Annotated in this window: 18 protein-coding genes and 1 tRNA gene; 10 read left to right on the top strand and 9 right to left on the bottom strand. The window is 40.3% G+C overall.

Annotated features, from left to right (window positions below):
• Nucleotides 1-54 precede the first annotated feature (54 nt).
• Nucleotides 55-130, top strand: a tRNA-Lys gene (locus tag ABIE50_RS25300).
• A gap of 260 nt (nucleotides 131-390) precedes the next feature.
• Nucleotides 391-1,626, top strand: coding sequence for a site-specific integrase (locus tag ABIE50_RS25295; protein ID WP_209865047.1), 1,236 nt, complete (start codon nucleotides 391-393; stop codon nucleotides 1,624-1,626).
• A gap of 178 nt (nucleotides 1,627-1,804) precedes the next feature.
• Here the strand turns inward: ABIE50_RS25295 and ABIE50_RS25290 are convergent, their stop codons facing one another.
• A complete protein-coding gene (locus ABIE50_RS25290; RefSeq protein WP_209865044.1) occupies nucleotides 1,805-2,467 on the bottom strand; it encodes a heavy metal-binding domain-containing protein in 663 nt (220 codons plus the stop codon).
• An 819-nt stretch (nucleotides 2,468-3,286) separates the two neighbouring features.
• Here ABIE50_RS25290 and ABIE50_RS25285 point away from each other — a divergent pair.
• Nucleotides 3,287-4,846, top strand: coding sequence for a hypothetical protein (locus ABIE50_RS25285; protein WP_209865041.1), 1,560 nt, complete (start codon nucleotides 3,287-3,289; stop codon nucleotides 4,844-4,846).
• A 590-nt stretch (nucleotides 4,847-5,436) separates the two neighbouring features.
• On the opposite strand, the gene ABIE50_RS25280 is transcribed toward ABIE50_RS25285, so the two are convergent.
• On the bottom strand, nucleotides 5,437-6,978 hold the full coding sequence (locus tag ABIE50_RS25280) for a tetratricopeptide repeat protein (RefSeq protein WP_209865040.1): 1,542 nt from the start codon (nucleotides 6,976-6,978) through the stop codon (nucleotides 5,437-5,439).
• Between the two features lie 4 nt (nucleotides 6,979-6,982).
• Complete coding sequence (locus ABIE50_RS25275; protein WP_209865037.1) at nucleotides 6,983-8,053, bottom strand: protein kinase domain-containing protein; 1,071 nt, start codon at nucleotides 8,051-8,053, stop codon at nucleotides 6,983-6,985.
• A 519-nt stretch (nucleotides 8,054-8,572) separates the two neighbouring features.
• Between ABIE50_RS25275 and ABIE50_RS25270 the strand changes: the two genes are divergently transcribed.
• From ABIE50_RS25270 to ABIE50_RS25240, 7 genes are all read left to right on the top strand, one after another.
• Nucleotides 8,573-8,857 carry a hypothetical protein gene (locus ABIE50_RS25270; RefSeq protein ID WP_209865034.1) on the top strand — a complete coding sequence of 95 codons (285 nt, stop codon included), beginning with the start codon at nucleotides 8,573-8,575 and terminating at the stop codon, nucleotides 8,855-8,857.
• A 28-nt stretch (nucleotides 8,858-8,885) separates the two neighbouring features.
• Nucleotides 8,886-9,284 carry a hypothetical protein gene (locus ABIE50_RS25265; RefSeq protein WP_209865031.1) on the top strand — a complete coding sequence of 133 codons (399 nt, stop codon included), beginning with the start codon at nucleotides 8,886-8,888 and terminating at the stop codon, nucleotides 9,282-9,284.
• Nucleotides 9,285-9,417: 133 nt separating this feature from the next.
• On the top strand, nucleotides 9,418-9,717 hold the full coding sequence (locus ABIE50_RS25260) for a helix-turn-helix domain-containing protein (RefSeq protein WP_209865028.1): 300 nt from the start codon (nucleotides 9,418-9,420) through the stop codon (nucleotides 9,715-9,717).
• A 284-nt stretch (nucleotides 9,718-10,001) separates the two neighbouring features.
• Entirely contained in the window at nucleotides 10,002-10,214 is a 213-nt protein-coding gene (locus tag ABIE50_RS25255; protein WP_209865026.1) for a hypothetical protein, read from the top strand.
• A gap of 198 nt (nucleotides 10,215-10,412) precedes the next feature.
• The gene (locus ABIE50_RS25250; RefSeq protein WP_209865023.1) at nucleotides 10,413-10,766 is read left to right on the top strand and encodes a relaxase/mobilization nuclease domain-containing protein; all 354 of its coding nucleotides are present in this window, start codon (nucleotides 10,413-10,415) and stop codon (nucleotides 10,764-10,766) included.
• Between the two features lie 187 nt (nucleotides 10,767-10,953).
• Nucleotides 10,954-11,151: a hypothetical protein gene (locus tag ABIE50_RS25245; RefSeq protein ID WP_209865020.1), complete on the top strand. Its 198-nt coding sequence runs from the start codon at nucleotides 10,954-10,956 to the stop codon at nucleotides 11,149-11,151.
• 386 nt (nucleotides 11,152-11,537) lie between these two features.
• On the top strand, nucleotides 11,538-12,134 hold the full coding sequence (locus ABIE50_RS25240; RefSeq protein ID WP_209865017.1) for an outer membrane beta-barrel protein: 597 nt from the start codon (nucleotides 11,538-11,540) through the stop codon (nucleotides 12,132-12,134).
• A gap of 69 nt (nucleotides 12,135-12,203) precedes the next feature.
• Here ABIE50_RS25240 and ABIE50_RS25235 read toward each other — a convergent pair whose 3' ends face one another.
• The 6 genes from ABIE50_RS25235 to ABIE50_RS25210 all read right to left on the bottom strand — a co-directional run bounded on the left by ABIE50_RS25235 (nucleotide 12,204) and on the right by ABIE50_RS25210 (nucleotide 20,793).
• Nucleotides 12,204-12,827, bottom strand: a complete 624-nt coding sequence (locus ABIE50_RS25235; protein WP_209865014.1) for a hypothetical protein — start codon at nucleotides 12,825-12,827, stop codon at nucleotides 12,204-12,206.
• Between the two features lie 699 nt (nucleotides 12,828-13,526).
• On the bottom strand, nucleotides 13,527-13,787 hold the full coding sequence (locus ABIE50_RS25230; protein WP_209865011.1) for a hypothetical protein: 261 nt from the start codon (nucleotides 13,785-13,787) through the stop codon (nucleotides 13,527-13,529).
• Between the two features lie 15 nt (nucleotides 13,788-13,802).
• Entirely contained in the window at nucleotides 13,803-14,852 is a 1,050-nt protein-coding gene (locus tag ABIE50_RS25225; RefSeq protein ID WP_354028170.1) for a hypothetical protein, read from the bottom strand.
• A gap of 261 nt (nucleotides 14,853-15,113) precedes the next feature.
• The gene (locus ABIE50_RS25220; RefSeq protein ID WP_209858364.1) at nucleotides 15,114-15,689 is read right to left on the bottom strand and encodes a hypothetical protein; all 576 of its coding nucleotides are present in this window, start codon (nucleotides 15,687-15,689) and stop codon (nucleotides 15,114-15,116) included.
• 6 nt (nucleotides 15,690-15,695) lie between these two features.
• The gene (locus ABIE50_RS25215; protein ID WP_209858373.1) at nucleotides 15,696-17,099 is read right to left on the bottom strand and encodes a RagB/SusD family nutrient uptake outer membrane protein; all 1,404 of its coding nucleotides are present in this window, start codon (nucleotides 17,097-17,099) and stop codon (nucleotides 15,696-15,698) included.
• Between the two features lie 22 nt (nucleotides 17,100-17,121).
• Nucleotides 17,122-20,793, bottom strand: a complete 3,672-nt coding sequence (locus ABIE50_RS25210; protein ID WP_209858375.1) for a SusC/RagA family TonB-linked outer membrane protein — start codon at nucleotides 20,791-20,793, stop codon at nucleotides 17,122-17,124.
• Between the last annotated feature and the right edge of the window lie 323 nt (nucleotides 20,794-21,116).

The following is a 21,116-nucleotide window of genomic DNA, read 5'->3' as shown; positions in this document are numbered from 1 at the left end:
GTATTTGGAAGTTTTAAATTAATTCATACTTTTGCGCTCCCGTTTAGCGGGAATGATTCCCTAGCTCAGTTGGTAGAGCAATACACTTTTAATGTATGGGTCTTGGGTTCGAGTCCCAAGGGGATCACCATCAGGAGTAAAAGTAAATACTCTGAAGTAATTAAAACCTTGTAGAAGCTGATTCTACAAGGTTTTTTTGCTTTTAGTGGTAAAATTGTGAAAAGATAAGTAAGGATAGAAAAGTGAGCGTTGCGGTTAGCAATAGAATTATTAAATTGTGCTAACCGTCACAGGCCCCAAATGCTGCACCGTGTTGCGTTTGACCAACGTTAAGTGATGTCAGGATAAGTGAAATTGAAACAATTTTGGTTAACTTAAAACAAGTGTTGTATGACCAGTTTTTCTGTTCTTTTCTGGCTTAATAAAAGCCGCTCTAAAAACAATAAGCCCGCTATTTATCTGCCTCTCAGCGTAGACGGCAAACGTGCAGAACTTTCCACGTATCAGTATGTAACACCCTCATTATGGAACGCTGCTACACAATCCGTAAAAGGAAATTCAGAAGAAGCGCAGGCGATTAACCGGCAGTTACTCACCCTGAAAGCCAATTTACACAAGCATTACAGCCATTTAATTACATCGGGTTCAATGGTGACCGCTCAATCCGTGAAAAATTCCTTTTCAGGAATTACGGAACACTCGCGCACATTATGCGAAGTGATAGATTTCCATAACCGTCGGTTTGCAGAGAAGGTGAAAGCCGGCATGAAGTCCGGACGGACGCTGAAACGCTTTGAGATTACGAAAGAGAAGGTGGTAGCCTTCCTGAAAGCTCATTTTCATGTTTCTGATAAGCCCCTTTCTGAGATTCGTTTTTCTTTTGCCCCGGATTTTGAACACTTCCTCACCACCGTGCAGGGGATAGGGGCCAACACCGCCATGAAGTACGTAAAGATTTTAAAACAGATGCTCAAATTGGCTGTGGATCAGGGTTGGTTAGTCGTTAGCCCATTGAGCGGGTTTAAATGCAGCTATGAAGAACCGCAACGGGAACGGCTTACAATGGATGAAATTATGTCCTTGTATAATAAAGAGCTGATTCCACGATTGGCAGAGGTGAGGGATATTTATTTGTTCTGTTGCTTTACTGGCTATGCTTACACAGATGTACTGCACCTTACACCTGATAATCTCGTCATTGGAATTGACGGCGAAAGGTGGATTATGAAAGACAGGATGAAAACCCACACAGCGGAACGTGTACCGCTTTTACCTATCCCATTGGAGATAATAGACCGGTACAAAGAAAGCTTGTATTGCAAGGCATACAGCCGTTTGTTGCCGGTTAATAGTAACCAGCGGTATAATGCCTATCTGCAAGAAATAGCTATTGTATGCGGCATTAAAAAGCATTTAACCACACATACCGCCCGACATACTTTTGCTACCACGGTGACGCTTGAGAATGATGTTCCGATTGAAACGGTGAGCCAGATGTTAGGGCATAAATGTATCCGTACAACGCAGATTTACGCCAAGATCACGCAGCAGAAGGTCAGCAATAATATGCGGGCTTTGCGGGATCGGTTGGCTGCTCCTGGAGTAGGATTGCAGCGGATGGTTTAACCTGGTGTCGCTGCCGCGGGCTGGTGCCTTATGAATAGATGTTTTTTGCAACGGCGGTTCTCTATTTGGCCGCATCGGAAAAAACATCTGTTCATAAGGCACCTGTGTTTTGTATAATTAAGCATCTTTTCCAACTATCTAGGGAGGAAGAGATGTGTAATAGTTTCTTTACAGTGCTTTAATTAAACTTTTCAAGTATTTCCGCATATTTATTATTGGAAGCATGCAGTTTGTCAGCCAGAAACGATATCTTCTTTATTGATTCAACTTTATACTGGTCAAGGACTTCCAAGTTATTCAATTTTACCACAGTACCGGACATGCAAACCATGATCATGCCTTTTTCCCCTCCCATTTCAGAGTAATCAATATCAACTGCAATAACTGCATTGCCACCCACCCTCACGGCTTTGGACCTGATTTGTTGGAGGCATAGTTCCTCTCCGCTGGCTATTTTCTTGTTATATGCTTGGGATTGCATTCCAAAAAAATCCGTCCAAGAGGCCCCGACTTCTGTAAAGAGACCTGTGCCAGTTGTACTTTGGCCAGTCACTAAGCCCAATACCTTGTAATCCCAGTTAAATGGGCTATGTGTGGTAATCACAGGGACATTTTTAATATGCTCTAGTATTTCATCCTGAATCTTCTTCCGGTTAGCCACAAATTTGCTAAATGCCTGTTCGTATGTATCAGAAAGGCATTTGCTACATCCCGTAATTTTAGGCGAGTTGTTTACTTCCGCTATTAATTCGGATTTTACGTCACTCATAAGGAAATTGCTACTGAATACGCCATCCTTTATTTTGGCGCCGCAATTTGGACAAGATGTTAAATTATTCACAGGCAATCATTTTATAGTGGATTGAGGTTTACCCGTTAAATATAAATAAATATTTTTTACTGAGTGGAGATTTGAGAATTTGGTGGCTTATGCAGATAGGAGGGAAAATAGAATGTGTAGCCTTGTTACCCGTTTGCGAAGATTGAACCGGCGGCGTTGCCACCTGTTCGGGGGAGATTATACAGGCAGCTTCGCAACCTGTATGCGGAGATAAACCGGTCGGCTAATACAGGCTTTAAGTAGAGCTGAGAAAGAGAAGATGCGTGAGATTGCGGAGGAGGTCACTAATGGCCTATTTACCTACATTTTCGGGGTCAAGGAAAAGTAAACATTGGTAGTGCTCATTTTGAGCAATAATGGCGCTTGATTCTTCTTGCGCCATTTTTGTATTATAGTTTCCTGTCAATAGATTTTGAATGCGTTAGCATGAAAAGTTTAAGGGTTTTGGTATTACCAAAACATAGCTGGCTATACCGTTTTAACCCAATAGTATCACGATAGCTAAGTTTATTTCGTATATAAAGGTGCAATTTTGTTATACATACAACATTTCTTATTTTCGTATGTACATGAGCTTAATTCGCCCCAATCAAACCCCATATTAACTAATTAATGGACAGCAAATACAATTCTAAAATATTGGGTGTTTTAGGCTACATTGATTCTTTAGTAAGGCATTATAGTAGAGAAATAACCAGTGTATTTAATTTGAATTAACATTTTTCTTTTTCTTTCATGAATAGAAGACAATTACCCTCTAGTATAAATTTACTTGTAAGAGGTTTTTGAATTAAGGGGACTATAGTCAATAAATCAAGTATGAAGGAGATTTATCAACAATTTATTGTAGCAATTGGAGCTTTAGTTGTCTCAATTTTTTTGCCCAAAAGACTAACAATAATATTAAGGGAGTATATCATGTATTCATTACGCTTACTATTGCGGTCTTGGGGAGTTATATTACTTCTGGTAACATTTAGCATCATTTTCTTTTGGTACCTAACCAACTTAAACATTTTAAACTTCAAGCAGATATTAATCATTTGCATAGTCGAAATGGTGGCCGTAAACCTTGCTTTAATGATTATGGAACGTAACAAGGCGAGGAGGAATTTTTATGATATTTACATTGGACCTTGTTACACAGCCAAAGAGAATGATTATTTATTTACAGATCTTGAGGCAGCGCATATAAATGTGCAAATTGAAAAAATAGTTCAAGGATTCACTAAAGATTCGACAGCTTATAAATTAAAAATCATTACTCTTGAGTTATTCAACATTCCCAAATTTCTACCAGCGCTACTAGGGTATGAACGATTTAACAAGTTTTTAGAAAGAAAGGCACAGACACGTGCTCAATTATCTTCTATATATTTTATAAAAAGTATATCTGATGAAAACTTGGTTGCAAAAGTTTATTTTAATAACTCGAAATTTGCAAACCCTCTTCCACTTGATTATTGCGAAGAGCTAATTAATACTATCAACAATGAGAAAAATTTGGCCGGAAATATGAAGGTTGATCTGATACTCACTATTTACATGCTAGCTTTATCCCTTTGTTATGTAGATCATATTATAAATGACAATTTTCACCAGGAATTGATGTTTATGTTACAAGATGTTGAAAGAAATATAGTATCTGTCAAAGATAAAAGCCACCTTGTTTCGGAAATTTCTAAACAGAAAATATTAAATTTTTGTGCTTATTGGTTGGGGTTTACTACAAGATTAAAAAGCATATCTATGTTTAAGCAGAAACTAATAATACCTGCTTTGGAAAGTATTTTCAAGTCGATTCATCAAAATCCTTATTTTCCTTATAATAATTATGAAACTTTGAAATTTGACTTCACGTACAAGTATATTATCCAGATTTTGCCGTATGTTGAAGAAGCATATATAGCTTTTCCAGAACAGGATAGCCAAGTTAAGTTGGATTCAATACGTAATGCGATTGATAAATTAAAAAATAAAGTGAAGGCAGTGGAAACAGGGTATAATTACGAAACTGTAAAAAGTATTATTAGAGACAATTTGAATGATGATGTCATTAAATACCTTGAAGAATGTTTAGCTGAATTAGACCCTAATAACCCGTTCCATTTAATGACAAGATGCGAAATTCAAAAACATATTCCTAAAGGAGAATCTATAATTGATGCTATTTACGTTGAACAACTGCCGTTATGCATCAACCTACTTCAAGAAATTCTAATAATTGATAATAATTTCCCTGTTATTTGGGCTAAAATTGGGACTTTCCAGGGTATGTTGGCTTATGTTAATTCAGATACTGAGTTGGAACTTGAATCCAATAAAAATATAATGAAAGGATTTCAATATTTATCTGAGGGAGGTATTCACTTCAATTAAATTACTTGCGATTAGTATTTGTTTTTCCAGCTTTAAATGTTTTAATTAATTTTAATATAAACTACCTATGCATGGGGAACCCAGGTGGTATTGCTCATAGTTATGAAAAAGCCATATTGGACTTATTAGTGTGAAGGCAGCGGTACGAACTCTGTAATAAATTAATTAAAAAATATTGTGGTTGCTTTCCTTGGGATATTATAACCTTATTTTTTATCTTCACCTATCATTACTCCTGACTATAACGGTTACACGTAATCAGGTCAGCATTACGGTTAGCAATAAACGCTCGCCACTATCAAACACAGATTTTACAAGGCATTGAGAAGATACGTGCTACTTCCAAGGGGATCACTGGAAATTTTCAAAGCCTGCGCTGGTCGCGGGCTTTGTTGTTTTGGTCTATTTGATAGTCTATCAAAGTATGATTGCACGATTCTCGTTTACTTGGTTTTATTGGATCAAGTTGAAAACTTGATCCGTTTTATTTGGGTTGACTTATCGTTACTAAATTACAACATTCGTAGTTTGAGTCATAGAATTATTTTTTTATGATTCTAGCGGAGTTTATGGGATTTTATAGTAGTATATTATTTAAGTTGGGATAGAATTTTTTTCTGTACATAAATTAAATCCTTGTAATCAGAATCTATTTCCATTTCAGAGATTAATTTAATATATATATCCTTTTTACTGGAGTTGCTAATAATTAATTCTCGAGCATAGTTCAAAGTGGCAGATATTTTCATGTATTTAGTTTTTAGTGGTTCAGCACTACTAATAGCTCTTTCATACAATTCTTCACCTTTCTTATTTTGAGAGGTTCTAAAAGCAACTAAACCAAATGTAGCAAGAAGCATTACTTTATTTTCATCTGATAAATTTTGAACATTTATACTTTTTAGATTATTAAGATATAGCTCAGCAGACTTTGTATCATTTGAAATTATATGATAGTAGATGAGATTGTTTAAAATAACAGGATCGTTAGGGTTTGCTTTTATCCCCGCTTGTAAGAGGGTAATTGCTGTTTCGATATCATCAAGCAAAGAGCCCGCGATATATGCTCCAAGTTGAACTGGTCTTTTAGAGTAGGGTATATCAAGAAACCATTTTAGACAATTGGTGAACGCTTCCTTCCAGTTGCCTTTTTGAAGATGATCTATAGCGAAAGCTTCAAAAGGATTAACTACATTAGTAAAATTCTGCGGATTGAAAAGTAAGCGATTATCTTCTTTTGATAACCATTCAAGTTGTGCTAAGCTATTATCATTGGGCGCTAGTTTGGCTTTTTCGATATATGGTCTTGCATTTTTAAAAGAACTATTTTTCAGTTCCAAAGTACCTATTGTACTGGCAAGTTCGGTTAGGTCATAATTTGAAAAATTGTTTGAGGCAAGCAACATCTTTCCAGAATTGATTAGAGGAGAAAATCTTTCCATCATTGAGGAAGTTGCAATATGTGCTGATGTTAGCCAAGGATCAGCTTTGGTTCGATCGCTCTTTCTTAAAAAAAATAAGGCCTTGTCAAATTTTTCATTGTGAATAAAAAGACGTGTGGCTGATCTCAGTACGAACCTGTTGTGAGGAGATAGCGAAAGGGCAATATTTATTGCTTTTTCCGCTTTGCCTTCCTGACCAACCATAGAGTAAAGTCTTGCGAGTTCTACCCAAGAAATAGGATTGTGACTCTCATTATGCGTTATCAGTTTGGTTTTATGAATTAGTTTGTGCAAAGTATTATTATTAATGAAATTTTTGAATCCATTGACAGTTTCAATATCTAATTCTAGGAGCGATGTTTGATTATTAGGAATATTTTCTGGAAAAATTCTTGCTGTTAAACTCAATAAGCTTGGTGAAGCCGCGTTTTTATTTTGGTGAATGAAGTTGATAGCTTCCCTAATTTCCTGAGAATCATTAATGCCGGAAATGAATGCGGCGTTTATTAGATCTGCTGCATTACCTATATTTTCATCTCGTTTCCAATCTGCAATCGCCCTATCAATATTAAAATTGAGTCGTTTGTTAGACGGAATACTATTCGTAAAATTTAGTTCTCCTAATTGGCACGTTCTCTTAAAATCTCGCCAATTCGGAATAACTCTTCTTTCTTTTATCTCAACAATCATTTTATTAATTATATTTCAACGTAAAAATAGCTCTTCTTGATAATAAATCTAAAGTGCTAATAATTCTTTCAAAATCATATTGAGTTCTCAATGTCTGTGCATTTTTAGGGTGTCCACGTTTTTCCGGATATGGGAAACAGCAATATTCCAATATGGAACCAAGGTCATCAGCTAATAGCTTATTCGATATATGATTTTTGAACTCTCTAATAGCTTTGTAAAATCCGTCAATAAGGTAATCTTTAACATCAAAAAAGCTTCCATTCCACTTATCCCATCTAAAGTCGGTATTCATATTTTTGGAAATAAGGGAAGTCATATTGGTGCCAGTAAAATAGAAAACAATTAAACTGCCAAATAAATATAGATCCGTAGCTTTAACCCGATTATTCCAATTGGGGTCGATGTATCTGTAGAGAAATTCAGGAGGGGCATAAGTAAAATCCCCAGGAAAGTCACCTCCATCTTCATGAGGCGCTTGTATGTCTTTACAAAGAGACCGACCCAAATCCCCTATCTTTGATATTCCTTTTTCTTCATACAGAAGAATATTGGATGGTTTTAAATCCTGATGTCCAATTTCAATACTGTGGAGTTGCTTAAGTCCAACAGCAACACTATGAACGGATTTAAGTTTCCATATAATATCAACATCTTGACTAAAGTTTAAATGACTTCTTATATCACCTTCAGCCATTTCAAATATCAAATATGGCACATTACTAATTATATGACCTTCTACTTCTTCTTCCCCTTCATCCAGGATCATTGATACTTTTGATAGTTTGCTATTTTTGCATCTTATTAAAAGATCCTTTTCAAACTTGTAAGCATTAGTCTGTTCCGTTAGAATGTCTACTATAGATTTTCCTGTTCCTTTGAATAATTGAAAAAATGATTGAAAGTTTAAAGCTTTCAAAAAAGCCGAGGTTTCTTCATTTTCAACAATATAGCATACGCTAAAAAAGCCCCCTGTAGATCCGGGTGGTTTTTCTAGTCTTTTTACAACTTTCCAACCATTCTTTAGCGTCCTTCCTAGAAGATCATGTGCTGCGCTCTGTCCATTTGGATTCATAATAATTCTACATTATATAGTTATTGAAAAATGAAGTGCGGTGAATAGTCATAACTCAAAATTGATTATATCGATCACTCCGCTTTTCCGTCTCGGTTAATCGGGATTGCTTGCAGGCGGGTGAGATACTTCTGTTATAAGGAAAAGTAAACGGATATTCTGAATCAACTCTAAGTAGATGATGCTCATTTGTGGCTAATGTTTCCATAAGATCGACATTATTTGAATGCGTAATTGATCGAATTTCGATTGTGGCCTATTTCACTGCTTCTCTCCTTTGGTTCTGGTTCAGGGATAGAGTTGCTACACAGTTAGCAAATGATAGATATTTGCTGCCAGAATGAAGTTCATAGGTATTCTTTCCTTATGGGGGAATAGAACTGTCCTCCTCGTGTCGTTAATTTTGGTTAAGTAATCCAATATTACAGTCTTTAAAATTATCATGATAGGGGTGGTTTCAAAAAAAAGCTTGATTTTGCATTTTCTTTTCTGTAATTTAAGAAAAAAAGGATATGTGTTATGGAAAAGATTTTGCAGCGCTTGGCATCCTTTGCCACTTTTGATCTCCCTCTTAATGTGGGCTATAATCTGTTACAACTGCGTACAATTCACAATGAGCAAACAGCAGTTACTTCCCGTTGGACTATTGAAGGTACACGAAGGAAGTTAATCGCTCATTATTGGTATAGACATGTGTTTTATCACTTCCTATCATTGTTCGGCATTGCACTACTTATTATTTTGCCATTTAGCCCTTACTTTAATTTACTTTATTTATCTGTACTATTTATGATGGGGGCATAAGTTTTGGTATAGTATACCTTTTGTCTATTTGCCTTTCTTTTCATCAGCCTTTCTTCCGCAATTGGAAACATTGATTGCAAACCATAAACTGGCACAGATTGAAACACCACAAACCAAGAGCGCTAAAACTCAATCGAAAATTCCGACACTTACCGTCACTCTGTATGCTTTATTCAAGACAGCCGGTGTCGAAAGGAACGCCAGTGATGCGTTTTCCGCTCAGATGATAAACAAATTAACTGGTGTGGATAATGACAGCGTTAACGAAAATCTTCGTAGGATTATTCACCCCAAAACTCTCACGCCAAAGGAACGAGCAGAAATGGTGAAAGGCATAGCCGTTGCAAAGGTTTACTTTGAGAAACTGAGCCACTCACCAGCTATTAAACTGCTGGATGGATTGGAAATGAAATTGAGAGGGGCATAAAGCCCCTCTTTTTGCGTTAATAGCTAACCGCAAGTATACGTAGTTTTTTTCAACTTGCCCACAGGCGTATGTTTGTCGCCTAAAACAGTAAGTGTATGAAAGAAAATGTGCAAATTGAAAAAGCTGTAGCCCCATGTGGTTTCCCTTTGATCCCGACCAGTTTTGGCAACGGGTAAGAATCATTATCCGGGAGGAAGTTCCAAATGCCGAAAGGAGCAGACCCGCTGAACCTCTTTATGAAACTCCCGACTTGACCTACAAGCCCCTTTTTAAGCTGGCAGAGGTCTGCAAACTATTCCAGGTTACTAAGCCCACCATTTACGAATGGATCAGACGTGGCAGGCTCAAACGCCACAAAATCAAATCCCGTGTATTTTTTCTCTGGAATGATATTCAGCAACTATTACAACCCGAGCAAGACAGCAGAGATTAAACGTTCAGCTTTGCTGCCCCTTTGCGAAGACCAGACAGACAGTGCTGCTATCTGTCTTGCGGAGATTGAACCGGCGGTGTTGCCACCAGTTCGGGGAGATAATACAGGCTGCTTCGCTATATGTATGCGGAGATAAACCGGATGGCAAAGCCAGCCGGTTGCGGAGGTCTAACGGATCTTCCCTCCGTTAGCGAGCGGTGTTTTTGCTCCGCAAAAACCGCTCGCCCCTTCGCTCCCGGTGGTCGCAAAGGGGGAAATGCAGCGAAGATAAAAAAGGAGATCACATGGAGAGATTAGAGCAAAGGTCCAAAAGTAAGGGCGGCCGACCGGCTAAAGCCGTTCGGAGGGATCAGCAATCCGACCTCCGATTCACCGGAGCCGAATATGCTACAGTGAAGGAGAAAGCCGCTGCCGCGGGTTACCCCTCACTGTATATGGCCCTAAAGGGCCAGGTTAAAGCGTGGCAAAGCAGCGAGGAGAAACAGGCAGTGAGGTAGCTAATAGGAATGGCATCCAATGTAAATCAGATGGTGAAGATAGCGCGCCAGCAAGGTTTTTTATCTGCTATTGTGTTCTTTGAGCAATATCGACAGACTTTAGATCAGATCATAAACCAGTTGAAAGATGATAAGTAAGGTAATTACCGGTAGTAGCTTTTATTGCAGCTGCCGGTATGTGAGGATGAAGGTCGGGCTATGACATTGGAGGCCGAAGGTGTGAGGGATTATAGTTATCGCCTGATGGCCCATTATTTTGAAATGCAAAGGCGCGATCTACCCGGTAAGAGTAAAGCCGTCTTTCATGGGATATTAAGTTTTTATCTCGGAGAATCTTTGACAGATGAGCAGATGAGAATCATAGCAAAGGAGTATCTTGAAAAGTTGAATATGTCAGATACGCAGTATGTCATAGCCAAACACACAGACAGAAAACACCTGCACCTGCATATAGTAGCCAATTTTGTAGGAAATAAAGGGAAGGCGATTCGTGATAGTTGGATAGGGTACAGCGGAAAGAAGGTCGCACAAGCTTTAACAGAAAAATATTAGTTTAATCCCTGCCGTGAAAAAAGAAGTAGCCATTACTAACCTCCAATCCTTAAGCGCCGAGGAAGCTACCCGCTACGAAATACAACGCAATTCATGAACAATTACCCCATAGCAGTAGCCTATCAGTGTTAGCGGATATGCTCTTAAAGCAAGGGGTAGAAGTACAGTATAAATAAAGTATCGATCAATGAAATTTTTGCCAGATAAGGGCTTTATGGGTGTTGTTTATAAAGTGGATTGTATTTATAGCATTGACCAAAACCGCTTTAAAGACAGTATAATAAAAAAAGAACAGTATTTACAAAAAAGGCTGGAATTATTACAGTTGGCAAATGAAAAAGAGGAGAATGCAAAGCAACTTCGAAGGAAAGCGAGTATAAAATAGATTACCCCGACATCCGCTGCGGGCTTGCGCTCTATTCTGGATGATTTTTGTAGCACTTGCATTCAATTGAGCGTTGTAGGAAAAATCATCCAGAATAGAGCACCTGATTTGTTAGGTGATAGAATTTGATTATCAGATAAGGAACAATTGAGTATGTAAATAATTATAGGAATCTCTTTAAATTAGTTTTTCTATTTTGGTCATTAATTTTACTTAAAAACAATCAATAGAGTGTTTATCAGTATTTTTGATGGTGCGTTTGGAGTTAATATGTCAACCCTGTAGTGAAAAATCGATATATTACAGACAAGAACCCGTTATTTGACCGTTATTAAATTAAATGATCTTCTTATTGAAAGTATAAATCTTAAATCCGGTACAATTTTATGAAAACAATAACCCTATTTTTATCATGTTTGTTTTTTATCAGGAATTGCTACTGTCAAACGTTAAAAATTGACAATGGAATTTCAATATATAGTTTGAAAGGGAAGAAAGTAGATCTTTTTCCTGGGCAAATTAGCTCTTACAGTGGACTATTGGGGATGGAGTATCTTGAGAAAAAATGTTTTTATCTTTCAAGTCAAATTGGATTTTTAAAGCTAGGGGGAAAAGAAAGTCCTACAATTGGGGATACAACAAACCGCGATAAACAGAGTTGGAATTACATCCAATTAAATACTTCATTTCGTGTGCGTACTCAAAGTCGCAAAACCGAGCTTTATTTGGGAGCAGGGCCATATATGAATATTTTGGTTGGTTCAGGAGCTTTTAATAAGGAGATGTATTCAGGTTATTCCACTCAACGAGCCAACTGGGGATGTAAAACCGAAGCTGGTATCACTGAAAATATCAATAGGTTACGAATCGGTGTAAATTGCTCTTATTTGCTGGCGTTCTCACCTGTTGCTAAAAGTCAGTATACCTCGATGGCAGCCAGGTCACTAGCGTTTTATTTAAGTTTGGGCTATAGGTTGAGGTAAATACATTTATAAAAATCAAAAGCCAGATCCGGGTTTATCGTTATGTGGATCTGGCTTTTGACTTAAATTTTATAGAACATAAGAATAGGCAAATTGTACACCTGTTAAATCCCCAGCAGGTAAGGCAGGCGCACTTACAGACTGGCCAACAATATTAGTCATTGGCAAGACTGAATAAGTTGTCATACCGAATTTATTACTGGTTGGTCCGGTTCCTTGAGCAAATTTAATCCCTATCTCTTTAGTCGTCCAATTTGAGTAACCATTTTTAGTCATCAAGTTTGCGTCTACTCTTGCAAGAGCCCCTGCGGGCAGATCCACCTCTTTTGAAAGCGCATAAACATTACAGAAGTAATATCCAGTTGGTAAAGGCGACTCCGTATTCGTGATCAAAATTTTCTGATTTATAGCTACTAATTGTAATGTTCCAGTAACATAAAATGGGCCTTCCCAAGGTACCATTATACGGTTTATCTTAGTTAGGAGGCTAAGTTTTTTTTGATCGATTTGGCTAATAAAGGGAGCGGACATATCCGTAATAGCAGTATTTTCTGTTACCTGCGCGCTATTTAATTGTTTTAATTGAGCCTTTAACGATTCAATGTCTGAGCTAGGAATGTTTTTGTCCTTTGTGCATGAAATGGATAGAAATAGGAGAGCTATTACAACTCCAAGAGAATTGAGTCTTTTCATAGTGAAAATTTTAAAATGTTTGGATTTGGGTTAAGAACAGGATTTGGGTTAAGATTAAATAATAGGGTGTCTTTTCATTTCAAAGATAAGCGGTATATTTTATACACAGATAAAAAAAAAAGGGGTCAACCTATCTAGTTGTCCATGAAATGCTTTATGTATTTCCGCTGTACGAATGTACACTTGCTCTAACCAATATAAATGGGATAACACGACTTATGAAATAGCCGGATAAAATTATGGTAGAAATTGTAATTAGATCTGACAGTTAGAGCTATCCAAGTAAACAACCTAATCTTTAAGCATTAAGGAATAATTTAAAAGTGGGGGATGTTAAATAAACTAAACAAACATAAATAATGGGACACTGAAAGTTGAATTGAGCTCGAATGGGTTTGATTCACATCATGGGGTGATCCATACAATACATGCTATTCCATAGCTCCATATTTGCTTGAAATACTTTCCCAATAATGGATGTTGTCATCTCTGGTATAACCCGCCACTTTCACTGATACAAGCTAAAGAACTTTAAAACAAAGAAAAGACGGGATGTAATTTTATTTTAATTTCGTAATTGCTAAAATAATCTGTTGCCATTTATCCTGATCTGATTTAGAAACATAGTAGAACCGACCTTTGGGTTCATATAGAAAACCTCCATACCCGCTAACTTTTAATTTTATTTTTTTTCCATCCTTAAATTCCACGACTAACAAGTACTCGTCCATCCAGGTCGCAATTTTTGGTGTCTTTACAAGCTGAGTTTTGCAGAATTTTCAGCGCCTCATTGTTTCGCAGATGAGGCATTTTAGATATTTCGTCCCAACTGGTTTGTTCTGTTGATTTATTAGAAGGTAGATTATAAAAATCGAGATTTTTGGCCTTGCGCCAATCCACACAACCATCGGCTGGTATTTGGAAGTTGGAGAGTATCAATAGAAAGATCAAGGTATGCATATAGTAGATTTTATATTAGTTACAAGGTGCACTATTTTCTGGTGATTTCCCACCGTTTAGAACTTTAGCTATAGTTTTATCTGAGTTAAAATTCCTCATATCTTCACCAAGGTCGGCGGGATTAGGACCTCCGCCTAAAGGCCATGTTCCGGCGGTGCGGGGAATCTTTAAGCCTACTGTATTCACTACATCGATACACGCAGTTGTACAATTATTCCAATTCAGGTTATAAGGTCCCCGTACCTGGGCCATAAAGGCATCTAACATAGTTTTGAACTGAGCAGCTGAAACCTTAAAGGTAACGGAAATTGTATACGGAAGATTTGAATTGTCCGCAACCGCGCCTTCCGTTTCTGGAATAAATGAGGATACCATAGTGCCGGGATAAAAACCTACTGATCTTGTGACAGCAGGCAGACCAGCAGAAGTTTGTGAAAAGGTTAAGAAGGCATGGCCCACTGTTAGTGTTTGCAAATCAAGTTCCGCGGGAGATCGGTGCCCATAGGCGTCGGAAATAACGATGCGAGAGTTTGGGATGGGTTGTTTAACGCAGACGCTTACACTATAATTGGAAGAATTGTTAATCGTAAAGCAACTTAGATACTTTGGCAGATCATGGATTAATCTATTCGCTGGTGGGCTGACATAAAAGTGAGTAAATCTAAGCGCAGCAATATCTGTATAGCTAAACTTCGGATTCCCCACGGGCTTGGGAATGGAAGGTATCCCTCCGCCAGCATCAGGTAAATCTAAACATTGCCTGGTGGTATAGTTGTAATTACAACCTAAACTAATACCATGGAAATAAACGCAGCTATACCAATCAGTTTCTGTGCATAAGGTGCCTCCTAAAGTCCTGGAGAGGTTTCCATTGTGGTTTAAGAATTCAATACTACTGGGGTAGTCTTTTTTTCCATCAGATAGCAAGCTGGATTTAAATTCCCCTTTATTATCAAATACTAATATTGATAGCTTATATTCCGGGTTTCCATTAAACCACATAGCAACAACCTCAAAATAGATATCACCATTCGTATTTTTACGAAACAATAGATAGCGATCCATATTCGGTGAATAAATATTGCCAGCATCGTCAATCCTTCGGCCTAAAGTTGGAGCCAAACTAACTAACAGGCAGTTTTCTCCGCTGATCTGCTGCTGATAGCTATTTTCCCAGAGAACGCGGATGCCGCCGCTATGGCTGCAGATGCTTTAAACATGGTGGAGTTTCGAATGAGCAGGCTAATCCTAAATATACATTATAAATTGTCAAAAGTATCTAGCGTAATTCCGATCTCATATAGTCCGATAAATCAGAGGATTTTTTCATTTTACCACGATGACTTTATATTGACCAAACATGAGGCTACTTTTCAGGCGGGCATTCGGAGAACTGGTATTCAACCTGACAGGGATGGTTATGATATATAAACCTGGCTGCTTTATACCGGAAATATCCTTTAATATCACCTTGATGGAGTCGGTGGATGCTGTTTGACCCGCTTTGATAGTTACCTTGTCATTTCCCAATATTGTAAACATTCCTGGCCAGAGCTGCGCAGTTCCGGCCTTGTAGATACTGTCAAACACCTGGCCCAACCGGGGATTCTCATCTATGGAGGCGGTTATCTCCACATCTGTCTTGGCTGGATCGGTGAGTAGTACAGGAAAGCAGGTCGGGGAACGCCGGGTATACGCGCCAATACTTTGCGATACGCTGTCGCCATCGTTTATGGGTATATTTATATTAGTGCCGGAAGCAGCCAGGTTGTCAAGCACATAAGCGGTCACTTCATCCTTAACCGGGGACTTGTCTTTTTTGCAAGCGTTGAAACATATATAGCTACCTGCCATTACGATGGCAGATGGTATAACAGTATTTATTAATTTGGAAGCTTTCATTGGGCGTTATCTTTGATTTTGAATGATGGCGGGATTGTTGGCGATCACCTTCGGCGTAAAAGGCATCAGGTATCTGGGCGAAAGGGCCGGAAGGGTCGCTATCACACTGTCTTTGCTATTCACTCTTGTAAGGTCTTGTTTGAACCTTGGGTCCCTGTTCAGTCTTTTAAGATCAAACAACCGCAGGCCGCCATGAAAGAAAAGTTCTCTTCTTCTTTCCTTGAGTACGAGCGTAAGAGCATCTTCACCAGGAGACACAGTTAACGGGGTATAGTCTGCTTTTTTAAACCGGGATTGCCTTAATTGATTTAACAGTGCCACTGAACTCTCCCCAGCTCCTTTCCTGGCCAGGCATTCAGCCTTAATGAGCATCATTTCAGCCACAGTAAGGCTGTAATTGAATTGCATGGAGGGAATGTTATTATCTGAATATTGTTCATACCTGAAGTGGTTTTTTGTGGGCCATGTCTCAAAGTTGGCAACAAACCGCAGGTCTTTGGTACCAAGGAGGTCTGATAAGGATACACTGGCATATATAGCGTCATTAAACTGCCGAACATATGATTGGTCAATATAAACCCTTGCCAGCAACACCTCAGGATTTTCTTCCTGATCTCTAAGGGTAAATGGCTTGTAGGCGGTACTTTCATAATTCAATAATACACTCTTGATTTTTAACGCTCCGTCCGCAGCCGCCAACGCCTTTTCGTAATCGCTCATCAACAGGTAAGTCCTGGCCAGCATGGCATATGCCGCCGCCTTGCCGGGATGGATCACATCCACGCCAAAATCCGGGAGCGAGGGGGTGTTTATCGCCAGCTGAAGGTCTGTCAATATTTGATCATAGACTTCCTTTACCGTCTTCCGCCTGGGTTGTTCTGTGGCATCCGGGTGAAGTACGAGTGGAACTGCAAGGTCCTGTCCCGCGCTGGCGGATTGGTAGTCGGGTCCGTAGATATTGGCCAGCTGAAGGTAATAGTAGGCCCGGTTGATACAGGCCTGCGCTTTTATGATAGCTTTTTGTTCACCTGTACCTCCATCAGCTTTTTCAATATTGTCCAGGATGATATTCATCGGCAATATCAGTTTGTAGGTGCCATTGTACATTGCGTCGTCATCGGAAGGCTGCCACACCATGGGCGCCCAGGCGTAGGTATTCATGTAATAAGCCATTGTTGTATTCCCGGAATTCATCACATAGTCGGAAAGATACACATCGTCGCTTGCGAAGTCGGCCAGCATGTAATTGGGGGTTGCGAGGTTACTGTTATTGAGTATCTCCTCAAAATCGCTTACGGTGCGAGGATTAAGGTTTGTTGTATTGTCCGGCCGTACATTCAAAAATTTTTTGCAGCTGCTGACCAGCAATACCAGTGAAATGACAAGTATGAGCCGGAAGGTTGGTTTCATTTGCATTGTGATTTTTTTCGCGTTAAAAACTTGCATTCATACTCAGCACATATTGCATGGGCGTGGGCGAGCTTACTACCCCTGTGTTGCTGACCTTTTCAGGGTCAAGGTGATATTTGTTCCAGGTCCATACTGCCACGTTCAATACCTGTGCAGACCATGTCAGGCTTTTGATGGTCTTTTCTATGCGTTTTCCAAGAGGGACCTCATAACCTAATTGGATTTCTCTCAGCCGCACATTATCGGCCGGCATCAGGCTGTTGTTGGAATTCCTGATGAGCAACTCCCTTAAGGGGTTAGGTTGGGCAATGGCCGCAACGTCTGTAAAGGCCTCGTCGCCCGGCTTTCGCCAACGGTCCCTGATGGCAATGTTCCTGTCTGGCTCTGTAGTCAGTACCGGCATATATCTTCTCATGATATGCCCGAATTGGAATAACATTCTTACACTGGCAAAGAAAGGGCCGAAGCGCAAGCTCTGGTTTAGCGCGCCGGACCAGGGCGCCACTGATGTTCCCAGATATACCAACGAAAGAGAATCGGGCCTGGTTACCTTTTCGTTTTTCTGATTATAGACCCGGGGGGCGCCGGTTGTGTCCAGTCCTGCCCATCGAAATCCCCAGAGGCCCGTTGTGCTATAGCCATCACGCTGGGCCGACAGATAGCTGTCGGTTAGCGTAAAGGCCACGGGCGGCGCACTGATCACCTGGTTGATATTATAGGCGGCATTTGCCGTCACCGTCCAGTCCACTTTCCCACGGCGGATGATCCCAGCCTTTATCAACATTTCCACCCCTTTGTTGGCAGCTATGCTGTAGTTTAGTTTGGAAGACAAACCTGTAGCCGGGTCTGTAGGAGCATTTCCGTTTGCAAGGCCAGCAACGGTTTTGTTATAGTAACGCAATTCGGCCGTGAACCGGTCATTCAACGCACCTACGATCAGGTTTATTTCTTTATTGATGATTGTAGGCGGCAATGTCCCCTGTGTATTGTTGGCAGGCGTGTTGAATCCACCACCGTTTGAAAGTGAATTTGCCTCCGTAACGATATTCATGCCCTGGTAGGGGTTGATATTCTGTAGTGTTGCTTCCACTCTGAGCGTGCTCAGAGCAGGAAAACGGAACCAGGGCTCACCGGCGATGTCATATATTGCACGGCCATTCCATTGACCCAAAGCGTTACCCTTATTCTTTGTATAATCAAAAGATAGCATCAAACGATTTTTGGACAAGCCAACTTTCAACCCACCCCTTAATTCACTGTAGGTTTGACCGCTTAATTCTGTATTGTTAACGCTGGATACGATAATTGCCGCATTATTCCACAAGGGCTGCAATTGCCTGTTGGCATTAATCAGCGCCGGCGGCAGGCGGGCGGCCCCGGTTTCTGAAGCGCTGACACTCATTTCAAGCTTGCTGATCCAGGACGCTTTAAAGAAAGGCTCCTGCTTGATATCCCAGGAACCGTTGATGCGTTTCGTGGTAGTTGAGGCATAGGCAGAAGATTCCCCCAAATTTGGAGTGAACATTCCGGAGTAGGATGCTCCCAATAAAAAGCGGTCGAGGTAACTGTAGTTCACCCTGGCGTTCATCGTTATACTTCTGTTATAGCTATTAGTGGCGAGCGTAGGTACCAGCAATTGAGCAGCGTCCATGGAACTGCCAAGATAGTTATAGAAACTGGAGGTTGGCCCGGTTAAAACGGGTAGACTGTGGCCTGTCGCCCGATCATACCCGTAAAAGGTGTATGTAGGGAGACCGGCATTTTCCACATTGGTGGCGCCGCCATCCATACTAACAGACAGACTATGGGCGGTTCCGAATGTATGGTTAAAACTTAATCCTGTGCGTACGTTGAACATTTTTGTACTGTTCTGTCCTTTTTTCAGGATATCTCCTTTGGGTATATGAAAAATAACATCCTTAATATTCCAGTTATTATCAGTGACCTTTTCTCCATATCGATTTATCAATGTCCTTCCCTGGCTGGATGCCGCTGCTGTGTATTCGGTTTTATTTACTCCTGACCACTGGTAGGTGATATTCGTGGACCAGTTGAGCCCTTTGGCCAGTTTCCAGTTAATGTTCAGGTTGGAATTAATGTTATTCTGGTTCGATGTACTGTTATTTAATCGTGCATCCTCCAAAGGATTGTATCCGCTGTTTAAATACCCAGCCTCCATCATCTTCTCACCCACATTGGGTGGAATTTCATTGTAATTGTAAACATATTTACCTTGCGGGTCCAGCAGAAGCTGGTAGGGATCCCAGTCTATATTGTTGAGTGTGCCATTCACCGTCTTGTTATTATAGAAATCGGTCATCAAGGCTACTTTCAGTGTGTTTTTTAACAAGGAAAGGTTATGCTTCATATTGAAGCCAAATCTTTGGGCTTTATCGTTGATCTGCTGATTGCGGTTCGTGCTCCAGAGGCCTGTTGCCGTGAAGCTGTAATTACGCATCCCCATTGCAACGGACAGCGAATGATTCTGCTGGAGCCCGTCCCGTTGCAGCAGCTTCATTTGCTCTCGGTTAGAGAGCAGCGCGAGCGAATCCCATTTTTGCTGGAATGTCGTCTGCGTCAGTGTTTTCTTATAAAGATCGGCCAGGATCCTCTCAGCGGGAGACAGAAAACCAGGCGTAGCAAAAGTTTTATAAGTCACAATCCCTTTGTCATAGGCTTCTTTGTAGTAATCCAGTATATCAGCTGAGGACGCCAGCCGTAATTTCTCTGCGCTTATATCTGGCGCCGGCGTATAGTAAAAATTACTGCTGTAGCTGATTTGCGGCTTGCCTTTTTGAGGGGCCTTGGTTGTAATTAAAATTACACCACCGGCGGCTTTGGGTCCCCACTTAAGACATTCCTCGGGATCTCTGATAACTTCAACAGACTCCACATTGTTCATAGGCAGGTCTGCCGGAAAGTCGTCCCGGATAAAACCATCGATTACCACCACCATACCGGATGTTCCTCCAGTAAAGGAGTTGGCCCCTCGTAACTCTGGTATAATGCCCGTACTGCTGGTAACCTTCTCTGCTTTATACGTGTTAGCTTCTGGATCAGAACCCTGAACACCAATACTAACATCGGGCACGTCCCCGTTTTCCACTGCCCTTTTAAAGTCTTCGAAAGACTGATATATTGGTCTGCCACCACTCAAAGCACCACCAAATCCAGCAGAACTAGTTGGTGGGTGCTCCCTATAATACTCTTCAAGGCTCATTACTCCAACGCCCGTGTATACTTTTAATTCCCCTGTATTTGTCTGAGATCCTCTCCGGAGCGTCAGCCCGGGAACAGCTCCTTCCAACACCTGGCTGAGATTGAGATGCCCCTTATGTTGCAGATCCACCTTAGTACCCACGGTCTTCTTGCTTTCAATACTGAATTCTCTGAGGGTATTGACGCCGGTTTCCAGCTTTACCACGGGGTTTTCAGCAAGGGACTTGACCGACAATGATCTTTCCTGAAAACCCACATGACTGAACTGGACCATTGCTTTAATGTCGAAGCAGCCAATGATGAATGCGCCGTTTCGATCCGTGATGGCTGACTTTCCCTTCTTTACCCTTACGGTACCACCCACTACCGGCCTGTTTTTTTCATCTACCAGCCGCCCGCTGATTGTGATAAGCGATAGCTGCTCCTGAGTAATAGGCAACGGGATACGCTGTTGGGCATTTCCGGATATGCTCATGTGCATCAATACCAGGATGATTAACAATTTTCTGCAATGCGCCGTCAGGTGTTTGATATTGCTGCTTAGGAAGCAAGTGTAAAAATTAAACATTCTTCATATAGATTAGAGATTCATAATTCCTGTTTTGGAAAGACTGGTACAAGTGCTTCTTATGAAAGGCCTGCCAGTGTACCTCTTTTGCCGTCAGGTTGTTCGAATAGTTACCGTCTGTGGGCGTCATGAACTTTTAATTTTGGTTGGATTTTATTTTTCAATCGCTGATTCTATATGGTTAGCCGACCGCGAAGGCTCCCCGGGAAATAAATTGTAATGACTGGTGG

Origin of the sequence: Chitinophaga sp. OAE865 (assembly GCF_040546735.1) — a bacterium.
GTDB lineage: Bacteria > Bacteroidota > Bacteroidia > Chitinophagales > Chitinophagaceae > Chitinophaga > Chitinophaga polysaccharea_A.
Note: the sequence above shows the minus strand (reverse complement) of the source record. Positions and strands in the feature narration are given on the sequence as shown.

Bases quoted from the DNA above. Each gene is read 5' to 3' on its own strand.
- ABIE50_RS25215 (WP_209858373.1), bottom strand. From the start codon at position 17,099: ATGAAACCAACCTTCCGGCTCATACTTGTCATTTCACTGGTATTGCTG.
- ABIE50_RS25295 (WP_209865047.1), top strand. From the start codon at position 391: ATGACCAGTTTTTCTGTTCTTTTCTGGCTTAATAAAAGCCGCTCTAAA.
- ABIE50_RS25255 (WP_209865026.1), top strand. From the start codon at position 10,002: ATGGAGAGATTAGAGCAAAGGTCCAAAAGTAAGGGCGGCCGACCGGCT.
- ABIE50_RS25250 (WP_209865023.1), top strand. From the start codon at position 10,413: ATGACATTGGAGGCCGAAGGTGTGAGGGATTATAGTTATCGCCTGATG.
- ABIE50_RS25260 (WP_209865028.1), top strand. From the start codon at position 9,418: ATGTGGTTTCCCTTTGATCCCGACCAGTTTTGGCAACGGGTAAGAATC.
- ABIE50_RS25220 (WP_209858364.1), bottom strand. From the start codon at position 15,689: ATGAAAGCTTCCAAATTAATAAATACTGTTATACCATCTGCCATCGTA.
- ABIE50_RS25275 (WP_209865037.1), bottom strand. From the start codon at position 8,053: ATGAATCCAAATGGACAGAGCGCAGCACATGATCTTCTAGGAAGGACG.
- ABIE50_RS25235 (WP_209865014.1), bottom strand. From the start codon at position 12,827: ATGAAAAGACTCAATTCTCTTGGAGTTGTAATAGCTCTCCTATTTCTA.
- ABIE50_RS25245 (WP_209865020.1), top strand. From the start codon at position 10,954: ATGAAATTTTTGCCAGATAAGGGCTTTATGGGTGTTGTTTATAAAGTG.
- ABIE50_RS25240 (WP_209865017.1), top strand. From the start codon at position 11,538: ATGAAAACAATAACCCTATTTTTATCATGTTTGTTTTTTATCAGGAAT.
- ABIE50_RS25230 (WP_209865011.1), bottom strand. From the start codon at position 13,787: ATGCATACCTTGATCTTTCTATTGATACTCTCCAACTTCCAAATACCA.
- ABIE50_RS25225 (WP_354028170.1), bottom strand. From the start codon at position 14,852: ATGGATCGCTATCTATTGTTTCGTAAAAATACGAATGGTGATATCTAT.
- ABIE50_RS25210 (WP_209858375.1), bottom strand. From the start codon at position 20,793: ATGAGCATATCCGGAAATGCCCAACAGCGTATCCCGTTGCCTATTACT.
- ABIE50_RS25285 (WP_209865041.1), top strand. From the start codon at position 3,287: ATGAAGGAGATTTATCAACAATTTATTGTAGCAATTGGAGCTTTAGTT.
- ABIE50_RS25280 (WP_209865040.1), bottom strand. From the start codon at position 6,978: ATGATTGTTGAGATAAAAGAAAGAAGAGTTATTCCGAATTGGCGAGAT.
- ABIE50_RS25270 (WP_209865034.1), top strand. From the start codon at position 8,573: ATGGAAAAGATTTTGCAGCGCTTGGCATCCTTTGCCACTTTTGATCTC.